The following is a 17,652-nucleotide window of genomic DNA, read 5'->3' on the forward strand; positions in this document are numbered from 1 at the left end:
GCGGACACCTCTCGACGGGAAGAAGTTGCCCGACGCAACCGTTGTGATAGGTTGCCTGCTGCAACCAAGGACCTCGAGGAGCCCCACGTGCCCGCCACCCCCGCGTACCGCGCGCTGATCGACGCCGTCGCGCGCCTCCAGCGCGTCCAGCGCGAGACGGCGACCGAGCTGGCGCGCGACCTCGACTGCCCGCGCGCGGCACTCAGCCTGCTGTGGCTGCTCGACAAGCGCGGCGAGATGGGCACCGGTGACATCGCGCAGCACCTGCACGTCGACATCTCGGTGGCCAGCCGGCAGATCACCACGCTGGTCGACGCCGGCTACGCCGAGCGCAGCACGCCGGACGCCCCGGGCACCGACCGTCGCGTGCGCACCGTCCGGCTCACCGCGCTCGGCCAGGCGTTCACCGCGCGGACCAAGCAGGAGCTCGATGCGCGCGCCGCGGCGGTCTTCAGCGGCTGGGCACTCGACGACCTGCTGTCCGCGACCGCCCAGATCGAGCGCGTCGCCGACACGATCGCCGGCCTGAGCCCCCTCCCCGCGACCGCCGGCGACGCCGCACCCGCGGTCGAACCGGTCGCCGCGGCCACCTGATCCCGGCCCCCGGCGTCCGCGCCGGGCCCCGACCCCGCGTCCCCCCGGGCGCGCCGCACCACCACGCACACCGTCCGTCGACGACGCCGGGCACCGCACCACTGGCGAAAGCGAAGGCACCGATGACCAGCACCACCCGGGCCGAGAGCCCCACCCCGGTCGCGAGCAGCGCCGGGTCCGCACCCGCGATGAACCACCGGCAGGTCATGGAGGCGCTCTCCGGCATCCTGCTCGGCATGTTCGTGTCCGTCCTGGCCACGAGCGTCGTGTCGAGCAGCCTGCCGAAGATCGTCACCAGCCTCCAGGGCTCGCAGTCCTCCTACACGTGGGTCGTCACCGCGACCCTGCTGACCACGACGATCACCACGCCGATCTGGGGCAAGCTCGCGGACCTCGTGAACCGCAAGCTGCTGATCCAGCTCGCGCTCGCCATCTCGGTGCTGTCCTCGGCCGCAGCCGGGTTCTCGCAGAACGTCGGCACCCTCATCGGGATGCGCGCGCTGCAGGGCATCGGCGCCGGCGGCCTCACGGCGCTGGCCACCGTGCTGCTGGCGGACATCCTCAGCCCCCGCGAGCGCGGCCGGTACATGGGCCTGATGGGCGGCATCATGGGCGTCGGCATGGTCGGCGGCCCGCTGCTCGGCGGCGTCATCACCGACGCGATCTCGTGGCGCTGGAACTTCTTCGTCGGCCTGCCGTTCGCGATCGCCGCGATCATCGTGCTGCAGCGCACGCTGCACCTGCCGCAGCTCGCCCGCAAGGTCGTGCGCATCGACTACTGGGGTGCCGCGCTGATCTCCGTCGGCATCGCCACGCTGCTGCTGTGGGTGACGTTCGCCGGCAACAGCTACGACTGGATGTCCTGGCAGACGGCTGTCATGGTGCTCGGCTCGCTCGTCGTGCTGGCCGTCGCCTGCGTCGTCGAGACGAAGGTCGCCGACCCGATCATCCCGATGCACCTGTTCCGCAACCGGACGCTGGTGCTCTCCGTCATCGCGTCCGTCGCGGTCGGCGTGGCGATGTTCGGCACCTCGGTGTTCCTCAGCCAGTACATGCAGGTCGCGCGCGGCAAGACGCCGACGCAGTCCGGCCTGCTGACCATCCCGATGATCCTGGGCCTGTTCACGGCGTCGACCATCACCGGGCGGCTCATCACGAAGTACGGGCGCTACAAGGGCTTCATGGTCGCCGGCTCGATCACGCTGACCGTCGGTCTCGCCCTGATGGGGACGATCCGCTACGACACGAGCTTCGTGCTGGTCGGGCTGTACATGTTCGTCATGGGTGCCGGGCTGGGCATGCTCATGCAGAACCTCGTGCTCGCCGTGCAGAACACGCTCGACGTCTCCGAGGTCGGCTCCGGAACCGCGACCGTGGCGTTCTTCCGCAGCCTGGGCGGCGCGATCGGCGTGTCCGCGCTCGGCGCGGTGCTCGGCAACCGGGTCGTCTCGCTCATCACCGAGGGCCTCGCGGCGCTCGGCATCGACGTGAGCGCGCTCGGCGGCGGCACCGGCGCGGTCCCGGACGTGTCGACCCTGCCCGGCCCGGTCCGCACGGTCGTCGAGTCGGCGTACGGCGAGGGCATCGCGGACCTGTTCCTCATCGCCGCCCCGCTGGGCCTCGTCGCCCTGGCGGCCGTGCTGTTCCTCACGGAGGTGCCGCTCGGCCGCCGCTCCGGCGTCGAGCAGCTGCTCGACCAGGAGCAGACCGGTGAGGCGGTCGTCGCCGAGGCGGGGACGCCTGGCGCGCAGCAGGCCGTCGGCCGCCAGGCGGAGGCGGAGCAGGAGGCCGAGCAGGAGGCCGACGTCGAGGCCCGCGCAGGGACGGCGACGGCCCGGCGCGCCTGACCCCGCTCCACAGCTCGACGCGAGGCGCCCGGCCGACCCGGCCGGGCGCCTCGTGCCGTCCTGACCGCCGGTCGGCCACAATGACCGGGTGGACACCTCGACCGACCCCGTCGTGCGCCTCGAGGCCGAGCTCGGGCTGCTGCTCCGGCGCGCCCGGGCGTCGGCGGAACGGCTCGCGCGCGAGGTCCACCCGGACCTCGAGCCGTCCGCCTACCCGCTGCTGGCGCGCATCGAGCGGGAGCCGGACGTGCGTGCCAGCGAGCTCGCGGAGCACATCGGCGTGGGCCGCGGCACCATGTCGCGCCAGCTCGGGAGGATCGAGCAGCTCGGCCTGATCGAGCGGCGGCCGGACCCCGGTGACTCGCGCGGTCAGCTCATCCGCGTCACCGCGGAGGGCGCACGCCGGGTCGACGCGGCGCGGGTCGCCCGCCGCCGCTACCTCGGCCAGGTGCTCGACGGCTGGACCGCCGCGGAGCGCGCGCAGCTCGCCGACCAGCTCCACCGGCTGAACGAGGACCTCGCGGCGACCCCCCGCACGCCGCCGGCTCCCTGAGACCGCCGTCGACCGCGCCGCACCGGGCAGAGGCCCGGCGTCGCGTCACGCCCAGGTGAGCGCCCAGGTGCTGCGGCGCCGCGCGACCGCCGCGACCGCGTCCACGCGACCGCGGGTCCAGCGCACCGGGAGGTCCTCGAGCGCGCCGGGCACCTCCTCGAGCCCGACCACCAGGGCGTCGACGGCCGCCGGGCTCCGCACGGTCACCGGTCCGTGCACGACGAGGACGCCGCGTACGCCCACGGGTGACCCCACGGCCGCGCGCAGCAGCGAGCCCGCGCGCGCCGCCGTCAGCCGGATGTCGCGCAGGTCGGGGACCCCGTGCCCGCCGGCTGACAGGTGCCGGCCGTCCAGCACGAGCTGCTCGCCACCCGGTCCGCCGGCCGGGCGCTCCGCGACGGCGAACGCCCCGGTCGGGCCGACCAGCAGGTAGGGCACCACGGAGCCCTGGCGTCCCACGGGGACGGCCGGCAGCACGTGCCACCCGGCGAGCACGAGCCGGTCCAGCCGCTCCGCGAGCGACTCGCCGGCGGGCTGCTCGTCGCCGGCGGGGTGCGGCTGCACGAGGTCCGCGGCGCGGTGCCGGCCCCCCGCCGGCGTGCCGGACGCGACCGACGGCAGCGAGGGGACCGACGCCGCGGGCGCGGCCGGTGCGGCGGACGGCTCGCCCGCGGCGCGGCGACCGTGGGGACGCTGCGGCGTCACCGGAGACGCGGGCGGCGACGGCAGGACCGCGGAGGCGGGCACGACGAGCTCCGGCAGGTCGGCGCGCAGGTACGCCTGCGCGGCCCCCCGCACGACGTCCTCGAGGCCCACGGCCTCCAGGCCCGCGCCGTCCAGGACGGCGCCGCCGAGGCCGGGGCCCTCCGGCCGGGCGGACGCGACCTGCCCGGTCGTGAGGTCGACGCTGCCCAGCGGGGCACCGGTGTCGGCCGTCACGTACAGCCGGTCGGCGCCGTAGCGACGCCACCGTCGGACGATCAGGGCCTGCTCCACGTCACCGGTATCGGCACGCGGGCGCAGGCCCTGAAGCGTCGGTCGATGCACTCCCCCGGACGGCCGTCAGCCGACCGTGGGCTCGAACGTCAGGCTGACCGAGTTCATGCAGTAGCGGTCGCCGGTCGGGGTCTGCGGGGCGTCGTCGAAGACGTGCCCCAGGTGCGACCCGCAGCGGGCGCAGCGCACCTCGGTGCGCACCATGCCCAGGCTGCGGTCCTCGATCAGCTCGACGCGGTCACCCGCGAGCGGCGAGAAGAAGCTCGGCCACCCGCAGTGCGAGTCGAACTTGGTGTCGGACCGGAACAGCTCGTTCCCGCACGCACGACACCGGTAGACGCCCTGGCGCTCCTCGTCGAGCAGTGCGCCCGTCCACGGCCGCTCGGTCCCCGCGAGCCGCAGCACCTGGAACTCCGCCGGGTCGAGCTCGACGCGCCACTGCGCCTCGTCCTTCTGGACCTCGTAGGCCTTCTGCTCCGTCACCTGGTCCTCCTCTCGCCCGCGGGCCGCGCGGCCGGGTCGGCCGCAGCGCACCCGCGGCAGCAGAACACGGCTGCCGGACGCCGTGTTCCCGGGCGCCCCGCACGAGGGTGACGCGTCCGCGCCGCCGGCGCCACCGGGCGGCGCCGCCACGGCCGGACGGCGCCGCCCGGGCCGCGGGGTGGCGCCGCGCGCCGACCGCCGGGGTGACCGCGGCGCCGCTAGGCCCCGGTGCGAGGTCCGCCGGCGCGGCCGCGGCCTCCGCGGCTGCGGCGCCGTCCCCCGCCCGTGCCCTCGGCGGAGCGGGCGGCGCCCCCGGCCGGCTGCCCGGACGGGGCGTCTCCCCCGGAGCTCCAGCGGACGGTCGAGCCGCCGACCGGGGCGCCCTGCGGCCGGCCGGCGCGGCGCGACCGCCCGGCCCCGCCACCCGCCGCACCGCTCCGGCCGTGCCCGGCGGCACCGGTGGCGGCCGCGCGGCCGCCACCCGCCGAGCCGGACGCGGCGCGGGTGTCGGACGACGTCCGGCCCGCGGGGCGGTCGCCCCCGACGCCGCGCCCACGGGCACTGCGCTCGGCGGCCGCTCCGGCGGTGCTCCCGGCGCCGCGGGTCGCGTCGCCCGGGCCGCCCCGGCCGGTGCCGCGACCGCCCCGGCCCCCGCGGCGGGAGCCGGTCCCGGTCGCGGCGCGCGGCGCCGGAGCGGCGGGAGCCACCGGAGCCACGCGCTCGGCGACGTCCCCGACCAGCCCGGCGACGACGGCGGACCCCGGCGCGACCCGCTGCGGGGTCACCGTGATGCGCGCCTTGCGGGTCAGGTCCCGGACGTCGCCGGCCTGCTCGGGCAGCATGACGGTGACCACGTCACCGCCGGACCCGGCACGCGCGGTGCGCCCCGAGCGGTGCAGGTAGGCCTTGTGCTCGGCCGGCGGGTCGACGTGCACCACGAGCTCGACGTCGTCGACGTGGATGCCGCGCGCCGCGATGTCCGTCGCGACGAGGACGCGGACGTCGCCGCTCGTGAACGCGGCGAGGTTCCGCTCCCGGGCGCCCTGGCCGAGGTTGCCCTGCAGGTCCACGGCGGGGATCCCGTCCGCGGTGAGCTGCTTCGCGAGCTTCTTGGCCTGGTGCTTGGTGCGGGTGAACAGCATGCGGCGGCCGGTGCCGGAGGCCAGCTCCCGGACGACGTCCTTCTTGGCGTCCGCGTCGGCGACAGCGAGCACGTGGTGGGTCATCGTGGACACCGGCGCCACCTCGGGGTCCACCGAGTGCGTGGTCGGGCGGTCCAGGTAGCGGGACACCAGCGCGTCGACGCCGTTGTCCAGCGTGGCGGAGAACAGCAGACGCTGACCGCCCCGGGGGGTGCGGTCGAGCAGCCGCTTGACCACGGGCAGGAAGCCGAGGTCGGCCATGTGGTCCGCCTCGTCGAGGACGGTGACCTCGACGGCCTCGAGCGAGCACAGGCCCTGGCGGATGAGGTCCTCGAGCCGGCCGGGGCAGGCGACGAGGACGTCCGTGCCGGCGTTCAGCGCGGTCACCTGACGGCTCTGCGCGACACCGCCGAACACGGTCGTGGACGTCAGACCGCTGGCCGCGGCGAGCGGCTCGACGGTCGCGTGGATCTGCGTGGCCAGCTCCCGGGTGGGGGCGAGCACGAGGGCCCGCGGCCGGGCGGGGGCCCGCCGGGTGCGTGACGCGGCGAGCCGGGTGACGACGGGCAGCGCGAACGCGAGCGTCTTGCCGGAGCCGGTGCGGCCGCGGCCGAGCACGTCGCGCCCGGCGAGGGTGTCGGGCAGCGTCGCGGTCTGGATCGGGAACGGGTCGGTGATGCCGCGCTGGGCGAGGGAGGCCGCGAGGGCGGCCGGGACACCGAGATCGGTGAAGGAAGGCATGGGTGAGGTCTTTCCGGCGTCGGATCGGGTCCGCAGGTCCGTGCGCGCGGGGCGGCGACCGGCGCCGGCGGCTCGGTCAGGCGAGCGTCTGCTGGCGGCGCTGGGCGCCCTGCGTGCGCAGGACGTAGCGGAAGAGCGCGTCCGTCTCCCGCGGGGAGGTCTCCACGAACCGGCAGCCGTAGTGCGTCCCGGAGCGCGAGGGCTGGGCACGGACGACGACCGCCTGCAGCCAGAACGCGTCCGACAGCTCGGGGAAGACGAACCTCACCGTGCTGCCGGGGGGCAGCGCGGTCTGACTCATCATACGCATCCCGTGCGCGGAGACGTCGAGCACGGTGAACTGCACGGGTCGTTCCCCGCCCTCGGGCGCCTCGTCCGCGGCGGGCGCCGCGCCCTCCTCGTGCGGGGTGCCGGCCGGTGTCGCGAACCCCTCGCACTCCACGCTGACGGCGACGCGGGCGACCGCGCGTTTCTGGAGCGTGGACAGCAGCTCGACGTCGGCGAACGCGACGGTGTCGGCCGTGATGCGGGCGGCAGCCCCCACGTAGACGCACTCGCCGCGCACGTCGTCGAGCACCCGCAGGGTGTAGAGCTCGCCCTCCGCGACGCCGCGCACGATGCCCTCGGTGCCCGCCCAGAGGACGCCGTCGTCGTAGGTCCGCACGTACCCGGACAGCACGGTGCGGCCGTCGTGCTCGACGGAGCACAGGGCGAGCTCGTGCATCGGGACGCTCCGGGGTACGCAGGAGGGGGGCGGCTGGACTTTACCCCTCCGGCGCGCGGGCGGGCGTGACCCGAACGGGTGCCGACGTCGTGGCGCTGCGACCGGCCGCGCGGCGCCGGGGTGCTCGGCGGCCTCGAGCAACGGACCGGGCATTTGTGGCGAAACGCCGCAACACGGATCTTCTCGCCAATTCCGGCGGACCACACCTAGTCTCGGGACCGGCCGCGCACACCCTCGTGGCCGTCCCTGCGAGACCCGAGGCCGTCCGCTGGCAACCGCACACCGCCGCTGGCCGCTGACCCGGTACTTCGCCGTCGTCAGCGTCGTCGCCATGCTCGCGCTCGGTGTCGCCCTCGTGCTCGTCACCGCCGACGTCATGCAGCAGCAGGCACAGCGCCACGGCATCGCACTCGCCCGCTCCATCGAGTCCTACGCCTCCGCCGGGGTCCCCGAGGAGGCCTTCACCATCGGGGTGCTCGCGCCCGGCGACGCCCAGCGCGTCACCGAGCAGGTCACCGGGTTCCGCGAGCTGCGGCGCCTGCGCCTCTGGACCGTGGACGGCACCCTGCTGTACGACTCGCACGCGGACTCCACCGGGTTCCCGGACGGCGAGCGCCTGGACACCGCCACCCGCGAGCGCGAGCCCGTCGCACAGGTCGTCACCGTGGTGCGCGGCGAGCAGGTCGGCGGCACCGAGACCACCCTGCTCGACGTCTACGTCCCGGTGCAGCAGGGACGCGTGGTCGTCGGCGCCGCCGAGGTCATGCTCGACTACCAGGGCACGGCCGACGCCGTGTCGTCGGCCGTGCGCACGGTCACGCTCGTCGTGGCCGGCGGGCTGGCCGTGCTGTGGGTCCTGCTGTTCCGGACCGTGCGCAACGCGTCGCGCCGGCTGCAGGCGTCCGCCCTGGAGAACGCCCGGCTCGCCCTGCTGGACTCCCTGACCGGGCTGCCCAACCGGCGCATGCTCGCGAACCGGCTCGCCCGGGCGATCGAGGAGTCCACGGCGACCGGTGGCACCGTCGGCCTCGCGCTGCTGGACATCGACCGGTTCAAGGACATCAACGACTCCCTCGGCCACGACCGCGGCGACGAGCTCCTGGAGCAGGTCGCCGCGCGCCTGCGGGGGGCGCTGCGCGAGGACGACGTGGTCGCCCGGCTCGGCGGCGACGAGTTCGCGATCCTGCTGCCGGACATCCAGTCCGTGGCCGACGCCGACGCCGCGGCCCGCCGGGTGCGGCAGCTCTTCGTCCCGCCGTTCATGCTCGGCGACCTCGCGCTGCACGTCGACACCTCGATCGGGGTCGCCTGCCTGCCCGACCAGGCCGACGACGCGTCCTCCCTCATGCGGATGGCCGACGTGGCGATGTACACCGCCAAGACCCACCGGCTGGGCGTGTCCGTGTACTCGCCCGAGGAGGACGACTCCTCCCCGGCCCGGCTGGTGCTGCTCGGGGACCTGCACCGCGCCCTCGGCGTCGCGGACGAGCTCGAGCTGCACTACCAGCCGAAGATCGACCTGCGCACCGGCCGCACCGTCGGCCTCGAGGCGCTGATGCGCTGGCGCCACCCGACCCGGGGCATGCTGCCGCCGGACCTGTTCGTGCCGCTCGCCGAGCAGTCGGGGCTGATCCACGACCTGACGCGCTACGCCCTGCGTGCGTGCGTCGAGCAGCTCGCGGTGTGGCGGGAACGGGGCGAGCCGGTGCCGGTGGCGGTCAACCTCTCCGCGCACGACGTCACGTCCGCGACCGTGGCGGAGGTGATCGAGCACCTGCTGGCGACGCACGACGTGGGACCGGACCTGCTGGAGGTCGAGATCACCGAGACCGCGCTGGTCAGCGACCCGTCCCGCGTGGTCCCCGTCCTGCAGCGGCTCGCCGACGCGGGCGTCCGCGTGTCCATCGACGACTTCGGCATCGGCAACACGTCGATCTCCCAGCTGCGCGACCTGCCCGTGCACGGGCTCAAGATCGACCGGCTGTTCGTCGCGGACCTGTCGGCCACGGGCCGCGAGGGGTCCGAGGTGGTCGTCAAGGCCATGGTCGACCTCGCCCACTCGTTCGGCCTGCAGGTCGTGGCCGAGGGCGTCGAGGACGTCCGGACCGCCGAGGTGCTGCGCCGACTGACCGTCGACCAGGCCCAGGGCTACCTGTACTCCCCCGCGGTGCCGCCCGACCGGCTGCGCGCCGAGGACCTGCCGCGTGACGCGGACCCGCGACACGCGGTCACATGACTCACCCGAGAACCGGACATCCGGGCTCAAGGTGCGCGACGATCTGACCGATAGGACCCGGTACGACCGTTTCGAACTCACCCGTGAGGATGACCACCCGGATGGACGAGCTGCTCCGCGAGATGATCACCCCGCCGGCCCCGCGGCGCGATCCCGCTCGCCGCCGGCGCCTGGTGACCACCGTCGCGATCCTCGGCATGGCCGGTCTCGGCATGACGTCGCTCGTGACCTCCGCGATCTTCACCGACAGCGACGACGCCGGGCGCACCGGCATCACCACCGGGACCGTCGACATCGCCGCCGGCGAGGACGCCGTGTTCACGCTGCCTCCCGGGCTGCTGGCGCCCGGCGACGACATCTTCAGCGCCGTCACGGTCGAGAACGACGGCTCGCTCGCGCTGGTCTACGGCGTCACCTACACCGCGACCGACCCGGACGGGAAGGCGCTGGCCGGGCAGCTCGGGCTCACGCTGTACGCCGCGCCGACGTGCACCGCCGCCGGCGTCGCCGGACGCGAGGTGCTCGCCCAGGTCGATACCCTCTCCACCGCGCCGCAGCAGGTCGTCCCGGTGGAGCGCCGGATCATCGCGGGCTCCGCCGAGGCGCTGTGCGTCCAGGTCACCGTGCCCGAGTCGCTCGGCGACGGCTTCCAGGACGCGACGACCGACCTCGAGCTGACGTTCGACGCCCAGCAGGACCCGGAGAACCCGCACCTGTGACCGCGGGCCCACGACCCGAGGAGCGATGACCAGGAGGCCGCGCCCGGCCGTCGAGCGCCGGGCACCGCACCCGGACCGGCCGCGCCGCGCGACCCCGGTTCCGGCGGGACGACGCGCCCTGCGCGCCGGGTTGTGGACCGTCATCGTGCTGTGCGGCCTCGCCTACGCCACCTCGCTGGCCGTGCCGCTGTGGTTCCAGGCCAACGGCCAGCGCCTGCTGATCGTCACGTCCGGCTCGATGTCCGGGCCGGAGCAGGGGTCGTTCGACGCGGGCGACGCCGTGGTCATGCGGCGCATCACGGACCCGTCCCAGCTCCGCATCGGGCAGGTCGCCACCTTCTGGCCGGCGGGGTCGGACCAGCTGGTGACCCACCGGATCATCGCGCTGAAGAACCTGCCCGTGCTGCGGCAGGACGAGGCGACCGGCCGGATGGTCCAGCAGGACGACCCGGTGACCGGCGAGCCGCTGACCCGGCCGTACATCTTCACCAAGGGCGACGCGAACGCCGAGCCGGACCCGGACGCCACGCCGCTGTCGCAGGTACGCGGCATCATCCTCGACGTCCACCCCCGCTGGGGCTGGGTGCTGGCGTGGGCCGGCTCGGCGCAGGGTCGCGCCGCGATGCTGGTGCCGCCGCTCGCCGCGCTCGGGACCCTGGAGCTGCTGTCCCTGCTCGACGACCGGCGCGCCCGTCGCGCCGCGGGAGACCGCCGCGCCGCGGCCGCCCGGGAACGCCGTGACGATGCCCTCCTCCTCGGCTGAGCCGCGGCGCCCCGCCCGGCTGCGCGAGCCCGTGCTCGGCCGGCGCTCGCGTGCCCTGCTCACGGCCGTCCTGGTCGGCGTGGCCGTCGTGGGGCCCGCCGTGGGGATCGCGTCCGCCCGGTTCGGTGCCGCGGACGGCGTGACGATCTCCATCACGGTGACCCGGACCGCCCCGGCAGCCGACCCGACGGCGGGGCCGACCACGACCCCCACGGCCGCGACGCCGGACGCCACAGGGTCTGCGACGACCGCCCCCTGACGGCGAGCACCGCGGCCGGCCGCCCCGGGGGCCCTGCCGCCGGGGGCCCTGCCGCCTGCGGCCCTGCCGCCTGCGGCCCTGCCGCCTGGGGCCCCGCCGCCGGGGACCCCCGCCGCCCGTCGACGGCACCGGGGCGGGCCGTCGCGCAGCCGGCCGGCCCCGGTGCCGTCGGGTCGCGCCCCTGCGTCGACCCGACCGGCCGGGAGCCGGCCGACGGGTCCCAGGCTCGCGCCCGTCCCGCACCGTCGCATCCGGAGTAGCGTCGGCGGCATGGCGGGCGCCGGGACCGCGCGGGACGGGCGGACGAGGCGCGGGGAGCCGTTCGCGGACCGCGCGCAGGCCGGAGCCGCGCTCGCGCGGGCGCTGACGGGCGACCCCCGTCTGGCGGACGCCGTCGTGCTCGCGCTGCCGCGCGGCGGGGTCCCGGTGGCCGGCCCGGTCGCCGCGGCGCTCGGTGCGCCGCTCGACGTCCTGGTCGTCCGCAAGCTGGGCCTCCCCGGGCACCCCGAGCTCGCCATGGGCGCGCTGGCCGGGATCGCGGGGGACGTGGTGGAGGTCCGCAACGACGCCGTGCTGCGCGCCGCGGGGGTGAGCCCGGCCGCGTTCGCGGAGGTCCGGGCCGCGGAGGCGGCGGAGCTCCGCCGGCGCGAAGCCGCCTACCGCGGGGACCGCGCCGCCCGGGCCGTCGCCGGCCGCACGGTGCTGGTGGTCGACGACGGGGCCGCGACCGGCGCCAGCGTCCGGGCCGCGGTGGCGGCGCTGCGACGGCAGGGCGCGGGGCGGGTGGTCGTCGCGCTGCCGGTGTGCCCGCCGGACACGGCACGGCTGCTCGCCGCGGAGGCCGACGGGCTGGTGTGCCTGCGCGAGCCGGCGGTGTTCGCGGCGGTCGGCCAGGAGTACCGCGACTTCGCCGCCACGCCCGACGCGGAGGTCCGCCGGGTGCTCGACGCCGCCCGGGTGCGCGGGGTCCGCCGGTCCGGCCCGTCTAGTTCACCACCGCCGCCGACCGCATCGGTTTCACCGTGCGCTGCTTCCCGAACCAGCCCGGCACCCGCCACCCGAGCCAGGTCGGCATGGTCGCCCCCCGGCGGCCCAGGCGGCGCCGCCGAACCCGTCATCACGATCATGCTCCCCGACGAGGACTGACCTCAGCCCGGCCGTGGCCAGCCGGCCGGCGGGCGCATCGAGCGCCGCTGGCCAGCACTGACCGCCACCCGCGCCCGACCGCACCGCCGGTCCCGCTCCCGGGCTGCACACGAGCTCACGCAGCCGTCGCGGCTCACTGAGGCAACACCCGTCACAGAACGGTGTAGGCGTCGCCACCCGATGAACCGGATGGCAACGCCTACACCGAAACTGGATCACATCACGGACGCATCCGCGCCCGGCGGTCGACCGCACGCCTTCGGAACAGGTCGATTACAACAGCGACCGCAGTCGCAGCAACGAACGCGATCCACCAGCGTGAGTCGAACACGATCCTCGAGACCGCAACCGCCACGCCCCCCGCGATGAACGCGAGCCACTGGACACCCCAGGTCCGCGCGCCATGACCACGGTCGGGCACGACGTCGGCGTGGACAGGCCTTGCGGCGGGAGCATCACCCATGCCGGTCATCGGATCACCAAGTGAAGGACTTGTCGAGCGGCTGGCACTGCGAGGAGTCAACAGACTTCCACGCCGGGGAGGTTGCAGGGATGCGAGCCTGGTAGCACGCCTTCGTGTAGTACGAGGACGCCAGAGACGGCAGCGACGAGACAGTCGAGATGACCTTGTCGATGCCGAGCGCACCACACGCGTAGCCGACCCAGGGTCCGATCTTCGCTGCCCCGAGCTTCGTGCCGAGCGTCGTCGGCGGCGGCTTGCCGATGGTCGTGCTCGTCGGCGCGGGCCAGAGCAACGACTCACCGATGTTCCCGGTCCTGCTCGAGCACCTGCGCGTCGCGCGCCTTGGTCCGGGTCGGCCGCGCACCCGTCCGGACCGGGTGCGGGCGGACAAGGCGTACTCCGCTCGCGCCCACCGGGCCCTGCTGCGCGCCCGCGGGATCGGCGCGGTCATCCCCGAACCCTCAGACCAGATCCGCAACCGCAAGAGGCGAGGAGCCGCAGGCGGTCGCCCGCCGGCCTTCGACCCGGTCGACTACCGCGGACGCAACGTCGTCGAACGCGCCTTCGCCCACCTCAAGCAGTGGCGCGGGCTCGCGACCCGCTACGACAAGCACGCCGTGACCTACCGCGGAGCAGCCGTCCTACGCGCGATCCTCCTCTGCCTCAGACGGTTAAGAGACACGCCCTAGCTGAAGCCGATGGCGCGCTGCGCGACGCGGTAGGCCAGCACCGACACCCGGCGCCCGGCCGCCCCGGGGAGGTTCGAGATCTGCCCGAGGGCGGACCACCGCACCCGGCGGTAGAGCCAGGGGTCGGCGGCGCGCAGGCGCTCCCACAGGCGGTCCTTCTCCGCGAGGGACTCGGCGGTGCCGGCGCGGATCAGCAGGATCGAGGACACCGCGCAGATGATCTCGACGTAGTGCAGCAGGTAGCGGCGCAGGCGGCGGTCGGCCACCGGGGTGCGCGAGACGTGCTCCAGCATCAGCCAGTTCACGCGCAGCTGCTGGTCCAGACGGCGCAGCATGACGGACTCCTGCACGGACTGGTCGGCCCGCCCGATGAAGTACCGGTACAGGTCGACGTCCAGGTAGTACAGGGTCCGCACCCGGTGCAGCGGGACCAGCGCGTAGAGGTTGTCGACGTAGAACGTGTGCTCGGGCAGCCGCAGCCCGGCCTCGCGCAGCACCGCGGTGCGGTAGGTCAGCGCGTGCATCATGAGGTACTGCCGCTTGGCGAACGTGCGCGTGCGGTCCCAGGTGATGACCCGCCCGCGCGGCAGAGCCCCGGCGTACCGCACGGCGGTCTTGGTGCGCTTGCCGACCTTCTCGTAGACGAAGTTGGCCACCAGCAGGTCGACCTCCTGCTCGCCGGCCCGGAACCCGCGCAGGGTCGCCAGGACCTCGGCCAGGGCCTCGCGGTCCAGCCAGTCGTCGGCGTCCACGACCTTGAGGTAGTCCCCGCGGGCGTGGTCGAGGCCGGCGTTGATCGCGGACCCGTGCCCGCCGTTCGGCTTGCGCAGGAGCCGCACCAGGCCCGGGAACCGGTCGACGTACTCGTGGGCGAGCACCGCGGTGCCGTCCGAGGAGCCGTCGTCGACGACGATCACCTCGAGGTCCGGGCCGAACCCGACCAGGGAGTCCAGCGCGCGGGCGAGGTAGGCCTCGGCGTCGTACGCGGGGACGACGACCGTGAGCAGCGGGTTCACGACGCCCGCACCTCCCCCGCGTCCGCGTCGGCAGCGGCCGCGTCGGCGGCGGTCTCGGGGACCTGCTTGAAGATGACCTTGAAGATCGGGAAGAACACCCAGAACGAGATCGCGGCGTTGATGATCATCGTGACGAAGTCCGCGAGGGTCTCGCCGGTGCCGCCCAGGCCCCAGCTGTCGATGAACAGGTCGTAGATCGGGGTCTTGTACAGCCCCTGCGCGGCGGCCGCGAGGATGGTGATGGCGACGTACGCGATGGCGTACCACGCCGCCGCCTTGCCGACCGACGAGTTCGACTTGAACGTGATGTTCCGCTGGGCGAAGAAGTTGATCACCTGCGCCACCAGCAGGGTGATCTGCACGGCCAGGAAGTATGCCAGCCCGCCCCCGCCCGCCGGCAGGGCGCCCGCGGCGTAGTCGAACACGAAGTACTGCGACCCGTCCGGGTTCGACCCCACGGGCCACACCTGGAACGCGGTGTCGACCAGCGACGTCATCCCGAACAGCCACTTGATCAGCGGCATCAGCGCGAGCTGCAGCACCGTGATGCCGTTGCTCAGCAGGAAGAACACGACGAACTGGGCGACGCCGGGGCGCTTCTCGGCGAACCGACGCCAGGCGTCGCGGAGGCGGGTGATCATCGCAGGTCTCTCTCGTTCGGGCGGGGCGCAGGCAGGGTCAGGCGCTGCGGCCGGGGGCGTCGCCGGCGAGCTCGCGGGCGGTGCGCCGGTTGGCGCGGCGGTTGCGGAGGAAGGCGCGCACCGTGGCGGCGACGCCGGAGAGGAAGCGGCCGTTGACGATGCGGACGATGCCGTCCACCGTCGCGGCGTCGACCATGCCGTTGGTCATCTTCCCGATGGCCCGGAAGGGCATGTTGAGCAGGAACAGGATGTTGAGGTCCGGCTTCCCGCGGCGGTCCGCCACGTCCCGGCGCCACGCCAGCACGCGGTACGCGAGACGGGCGAGGGGGGAGCGGGCGCCGGCCATCGCGGACAGCGGGTCGTTCACCGTGAGCGGGCGCGACCACGCGGACGACGGCAGCGGTCGTCCGAGCAGCGCCGAGAAGTCGGCGTCCGGCACGTCCCGGATGTCGCCGGTGCGGTACCGCTCCGGCAGGTCCTCCGTGCGCGGCGGGACGGTGCCCGGGACCTCGACCTCCGCCGACAGGGGCAGGTCGTCGACGTGCGCGCCGGCCAGGACGCGCCACGTGCCCCGCTCCACCTGCCACGCCCCCGTCGCGACGTCCCAGTGCCGGAACGCGGCGTCGCCGAGCGGGACGGTCACCGTGGCGGACTCCCCCGGCTCGAGCTCGACCCGTGCGAACCCCGCGAGCGTCCGCGCCGGCCGGTGCACGCCGGGCGACACCCGCGACACGTACACCTGCACCACGTCGGCGCCCGCGACCGGGCCGGTGTTGGTGACCGTCACCGTCGCGGCGTCGGCCGTCGCCGTCAGACCGGAGTGCGCGAACGTCGTGTACGACAGGCCGTAGCCGAACGGGAACGCCACCGGCACGCCGGCCGTCGCGTAGTACCGGTAGCCGACGTACAGCCCCTCCCGGTACTCGGCGGTGCGCCCCTGCGCGGGGAACGTGCCGGCGGTGGGGGTGTCGGCGAGCGTCACCGGCACGGTCTCCGCGAGGTGCCCGGACGGGTTGACCACGCCCGTGAGGACGTCGAGCAGACCGCCCGCGCCCGCCTGCCCGGCGAGGAACCCGTGCACGAGTGCCTGCGCGGAGGCGAGCCACGGCACCTCCACGACCCCGCCACCGGCCAGCACGACGACCGTGCGGGGGTTGACCTCGGCGACCGCCCGCAGCACCTCGACCTGCGCGGCGTGCAGCGCGAGCGTGGAGCGGTCCAGGCCCTCGGACTCCGCGATCTCGTCGAGCCCCAGGAACAGCAGCGTGACGTCCGCGCCGCGGGCCGCCTCGACCGCCTCGGCCCGCAGAGCAGCGTCGGGGGTGCCGTCGCGGCGGAACCCGGCCGCGAACGCCGTCATCTCCAGCCCGGACCGGCTGATCACGTCGAGCACGGAGTCCAGCCGGGTGGGGTTCACCGCCGAGGAACCCGCGCCCTGGTACCGGGGCGCGCGGGCGAAGTCGCCCACCACCGCCACGCGGGTCGCGGGCGCGAGGGGCAGGAGCCCGTCGTCGTTCTTCAGCAGCACCGCCGAGCGCGCGGCGACCTCGCGGGCGAGGGCGTGCTGCTCGAGCGGGTCGACCTCGGGGGCGGGGGCCCGGCGGGCGTCGGCGACCAGGCGCAGCACCTCCGCGGCGCGGGCGTCGACGTCGGCCTGCGCGATCCGGCCGGCGCGCACCGCGTCGACGATCTGGCGGGCCGAGTCCAGGCCGGCGGCGGGCATCTCGAGGGTGCCGCCGGCGGCGACGGCGGCGACCACGTCGTTCGAGCCGCCCCAGTCGGAGATGACGGCCCCGTCGAAGCCCCACTCCTCGCGCAGCACCGTGCCGAGCAGGAACGGGTCCTCGTGGGCGTACACCCCGTTGACGAGGTTGTACGACGACATGATCGAGCGCGGCCGCGCCTCGGTCACCACGATCCCGAACGCGCTGAGGTAGATCTCGCGCAGCGTCCGCTCGTCCACCACGGAGTCCGAGACCATGCGCCGCAGCTCCTGGGAGTTCACGGCGTAGTGCTTCGGGCACGCCGCGACCCCCTGGGCCTGGATGCCGCGCACGTACCCGGCGGCCAGGCGCCCGGCCAGGAGGGGGTCCTCGGAGAAGTACTCGAAGTTGCGCCCGCCGAGCGGGGAGCGCTTGATGTTCAGGCCCGGGCCGAGCAGCACGTCCACGCCCTGCGCGGCGGCCTCGGCGCCCAGCGCCGCGCCGATCCGCTCGGCCAGCGTCACGTCCCAGGTGTTCGCGACCGCGGCGGCCGTCGGGAAGCAGGTGGCCGGCTGCGAGGCGGCGATGCCGAGGTGGTCGGCCGCACCGAGCTGCTTGCGCACGCCGTGCGGGCCGTCGGCCAGCCACAGCGACCGCACGCCGTGCCGCGGCAGGTCCCGGGTCTCCCAGACCGTCTTGCCGGTCAGCAGCGCCGCCTTCTCCAGCAGCGTCAGGCTCTCGGTCGTCACGTCCTGGGTCGCGCCCCCCGAGGTGGTGGCGGCGTCCTCGCCGTGGAGTCGCACGGTGTCTCCTTGGTTGCTGGAGGGCGACGTCGTCGTCCCTGACTGCTCACCGGGGGTGCGTCGACGCGCCCCCGGTTGAAGGCTGCCGCCGTCGTCCGGCGGTGCGGGGCCCGGGTGCACGAACCGTCGTCACC

15 protein-coding genes and 1 pseudogene are annotated in these 17,652 nt (G+C 75.0%); 9 read left to right on the forward strand and 7 right to left on the reverse strand.

Annotated elements, in window-relative coordinates:
• Nucleotides 1-87: 87 nt before the first annotated feature.
• The 3 genes from K5O09_RS15300 to K5O09_RS15310 all read left to right on the forward strand — a co-directional run bounded on the left by K5O09_RS15300 (nt 88) and on the right by K5O09_RS15310 (nt 2,994).
• The gene (locus tag K5O09_RS15300; protein ID WP_222170310.1) at nt 88-594 is read left to right on the forward strand and encodes a MarR family winged helix-turn-helix transcriptional regulator; all 507 of its coding nucleotides are present in this window, start codon (nt 88-90) and stop codon (nt 592-594) included.
• Nucleotides 595-716: 122 nt separating this feature from the next.
• A complete protein-coding gene (locus tag K5O09_RS15305; RefSeq protein WP_222170311.1) occupies nt 717-2,441 on the forward strand; it encodes an MFS transporter in 1,725 nt (574 codons plus the stop codon).
• Nucleotides 2,442-2,529: 88 nt separating this feature from the next.
• Nucleotides 2,530-2,994, forward strand: coding sequence for a MarR family winged helix-turn-helix transcriptional regulator (locus K5O09_RS15310; protein ID WP_222170312.1), 465 nt, complete (start codon nt 2,530-2,532; stop codon nt 2,992-2,994).
• A 45-nt stretch (nt 2,995-3,039) separates the two neighbouring features.
• On the opposite strand, the gene K5O09_RS15315 is transcribed toward K5O09_RS15310, so the two are convergent.
• The 4 genes from K5O09_RS15315 to K5O09_RS15330 form a co-directional block, all read right to left on the reverse strand.
• Nucleotides 3,040-3,990, reverse strand: coding sequence for an NERD domain-containing protein (locus K5O09_RS15315; protein WP_222170313.1), 951 nt, complete (start codon nt 3,988-3,990; stop codon nt 3,040-3,042).
• Between the two features lie 66 nt (nt 3,991-4,056).
• The gene (gene msrB, locus K5O09_RS15320; RefSeq protein ID WP_222170314.1) at nt 4,057-4,473 is read right to left on the reverse strand and encodes a peptide-methionine (R)-S-oxide reductase MsrB; all 417 of its coding nucleotides are present in this window, start codon (nt 4,471-4,473) and stop codon (nt 4,057-4,059) included.
• Nucleotides 4,474-4,691: 218 nt separating this feature from the next.
• Nucleotides 4,692-6,356: a DEAD/DEAH box helicase gene (locus tag K5O09_RS15325; RefSeq protein WP_222170315.1), complete on the reverse strand. Its 1,665-nt coding sequence runs from the start codon at nt 6,354-6,356 to the stop codon at nt 4,692-4,694.
• 76 nt (nt 6,357-6,432) lie between these two features.
• The gene (locus tag K5O09_RS15330) at nt 6,433-7,080 is read right to left on the reverse strand and encodes a PilZ domain-containing protein (RefSeq protein ID WP_222170316.1); all 648 of its coding nucleotides are present in this window, start codon (nt 7,078-7,080) and stop codon (nt 6,433-6,435) included.
• Nucleotides 7,081-7,411: 331 nt separating this feature from the next.
• On the opposite strand from K5O09_RS15330, the gene K5O09_RS15335 reads away from it, so the two are divergent.
• From K5O09_RS15335 to K5O09_RS15360, 6 genes and pseudogenes are all read left to right on the forward strand, one after another.
• Complete coding sequence (locus K5O09_RS15335) at nt 7,412-9,316, forward strand: bifunctional diguanylate cyclase/phosphodiesterase (RefSeq protein ID WP_222170317.1); 1,905 nt, start codon at nt 7,412-7,414, stop codon at nt 9,314-9,316.
• 83 nt (nt 9,317-9,399) lie between these two features.
• Nucleotides 9,400-10,035: a M73 family metallopeptidase gene (locus tag K5O09_RS15340; protein WP_222170318.1), complete on the forward strand. Its 636-nt coding sequence runs from the start codon at nt 9,400-9,402 to the stop codon at nt 10,033-10,035.
• 25 nt (nt 10,036-10,060) lie between these two features.
• Nucleotides 10,061-10,798, forward strand: a complete 738-nt coding sequence (locus K5O09_RS15345) for a signal peptidase I (protein WP_222170319.1) — start codon at nt 10,061-10,063, stop codon at nt 10,796-10,798.
• Nucleotides 10,779-11,057: a hypothetical protein gene (locus K5O09_RS15350; protein ID WP_222170320.1), complete on the forward strand. Its 279-nt coding sequence runs from the start codon at nt 10,779-10,781 to the stop codon at nt 11,055-11,057. The genes K5O09_RS15345 and K5O09_RS15350 overlap by 20 nt, the downstream gene beginning before the upstream one ends.
• Before the next feature lie 270 nt (nt 11,058-11,327).
• Entirely contained in the window at nt 11,328-12,203 is an 876-nt protein-coding gene (locus K5O09_RS15355) for a phosphoribosyltransferase (protein WP_222170321.1), read from the forward strand.
• Nucleotides 12,204-12,905: 702 nt separating this feature from the next.
• A pseudogene (locus tag K5O09_RS15360) lies at nt 12,906-13,355 on the forward strand (transposase); the annotation flags it as partial.
• On the opposite strand, the gene K5O09_RS15365 reads toward K5O09_RS15360, so the two are convergent.
• The 3 genes from K5O09_RS15365 to K5O09_RS15375 are packed head-to-tail and all read right to left on the reverse strand — an operon-like array spanning nt 13,352 to nt 17,518.
• The gene (locus K5O09_RS15365) at nt 13,352-14,371 is read right to left on the reverse strand and encodes a glycosyltransferase family 2 protein (RefSeq protein WP_222170323.1); all 1,020 of its coding nucleotides are present in this window, start codon (nt 14,369-14,371) and stop codon (nt 13,352-13,354) included. The pseudogene K5O09_RS15360 and the gene K5O09_RS15365 sit on opposite strands and share 4 nt — an antisense overlap.
• Nucleotides 14,368-15,012, reverse strand: coding sequence for a hypothetical protein (locus K5O09_RS15370; protein WP_222170324.1), 645 nt, complete (start codon nt 15,010-15,012; stop codon nt 14,368-14,370). The genes K5O09_RS15365 and K5O09_RS15370 overlap by 4 nt, the downstream gene beginning before the upstream one ends.
• Before the next feature lie 37 nt (nt 15,013-15,049).
• The gene (locus K5O09_RS15375; protein WP_255595702.1) at nt 15,050-17,518 is read right to left on the reverse strand and encodes a glycoside hydrolase family 3 C-terminal domain-containing protein; all 2,469 of its coding nucleotides are present in this window, start codon (nt 17,516-17,518) and stop codon (nt 15,050-15,052) included.
• Nucleotides 17,519-17,652: the final 134 nt, after the last annotated feature.

It is taken from the genome of Cellulomonas sp. C5510 (genome assembly GCF_019797765.1).
GTDB lineage: Bacteria > Actinomycetota > Actinomycetes > Actinomycetales > Cellulomonadaceae > Cellulomonas.

What these genes read in the sequence shown, in the direction of transcription:
- K5O09_RS15305 (WP_222170311.1), top strand. Translation starts at nt 717, where the DNA reads ATGACCAGCACCACCCGGGCCGAGAGCCCCACCCCGGTCGCGAGCAGC.
- K5O09_RS15325 (WP_222170315.1), bottom strand. Translation starts at nt 6,356, where the DNA reads ATGCCTTCCTTCACCGATCTCGGTGTCCCGGCCGCCCTCGCGGCCTCC.
- K5O09_RS15330 (WP_222170316.1), bottom strand. Translation starts at nt 7,080, where the DNA reads ATGCACGAGCTCGCCCTGTGCTCCGTCGAGCACGACGGCCGCACCGTG.
- K5O09_RS15335 (WP_222170317.1), top strand. Translation starts at nt 7,412, where the DNA reads ATGCTCGCGCTCGGTGTCGCCCTCGTGCTCGTCACCGCCGACGTCATG.
- K5O09_RS15345 (WP_222170319.1), top strand. Translation starts at nt 10,061, where the DNA reads ATGACCAGGAGGCCGCGCCCGGCCGTCGAGCGCCGGGCACCGCACCCG.
- K5O09_RS15350 (WP_222170320.1), top strand. Translation starts at nt 10,779, where the DNA reads ATGCCCTCCTCCTCGGCTGAGCCGCGGCGCCCCGCCCGGCTGCGCGAG.
- K5O09_RS15355 (WP_222170321.1), top strand. Translation starts at nt 11,328, where the DNA reads ATGGCGGGCGCCGGGACCGCGCGGGACGGGCGGACGAGGCGCGGGGAG.
- K5O09_RS15370 (WP_222170324.1), bottom strand. Translation starts at nt 15,012, where the DNA reads ATGATCACCCGCCTCCGCGACGCCTGGCGTCGGTTCGCCGAGAAGCGC.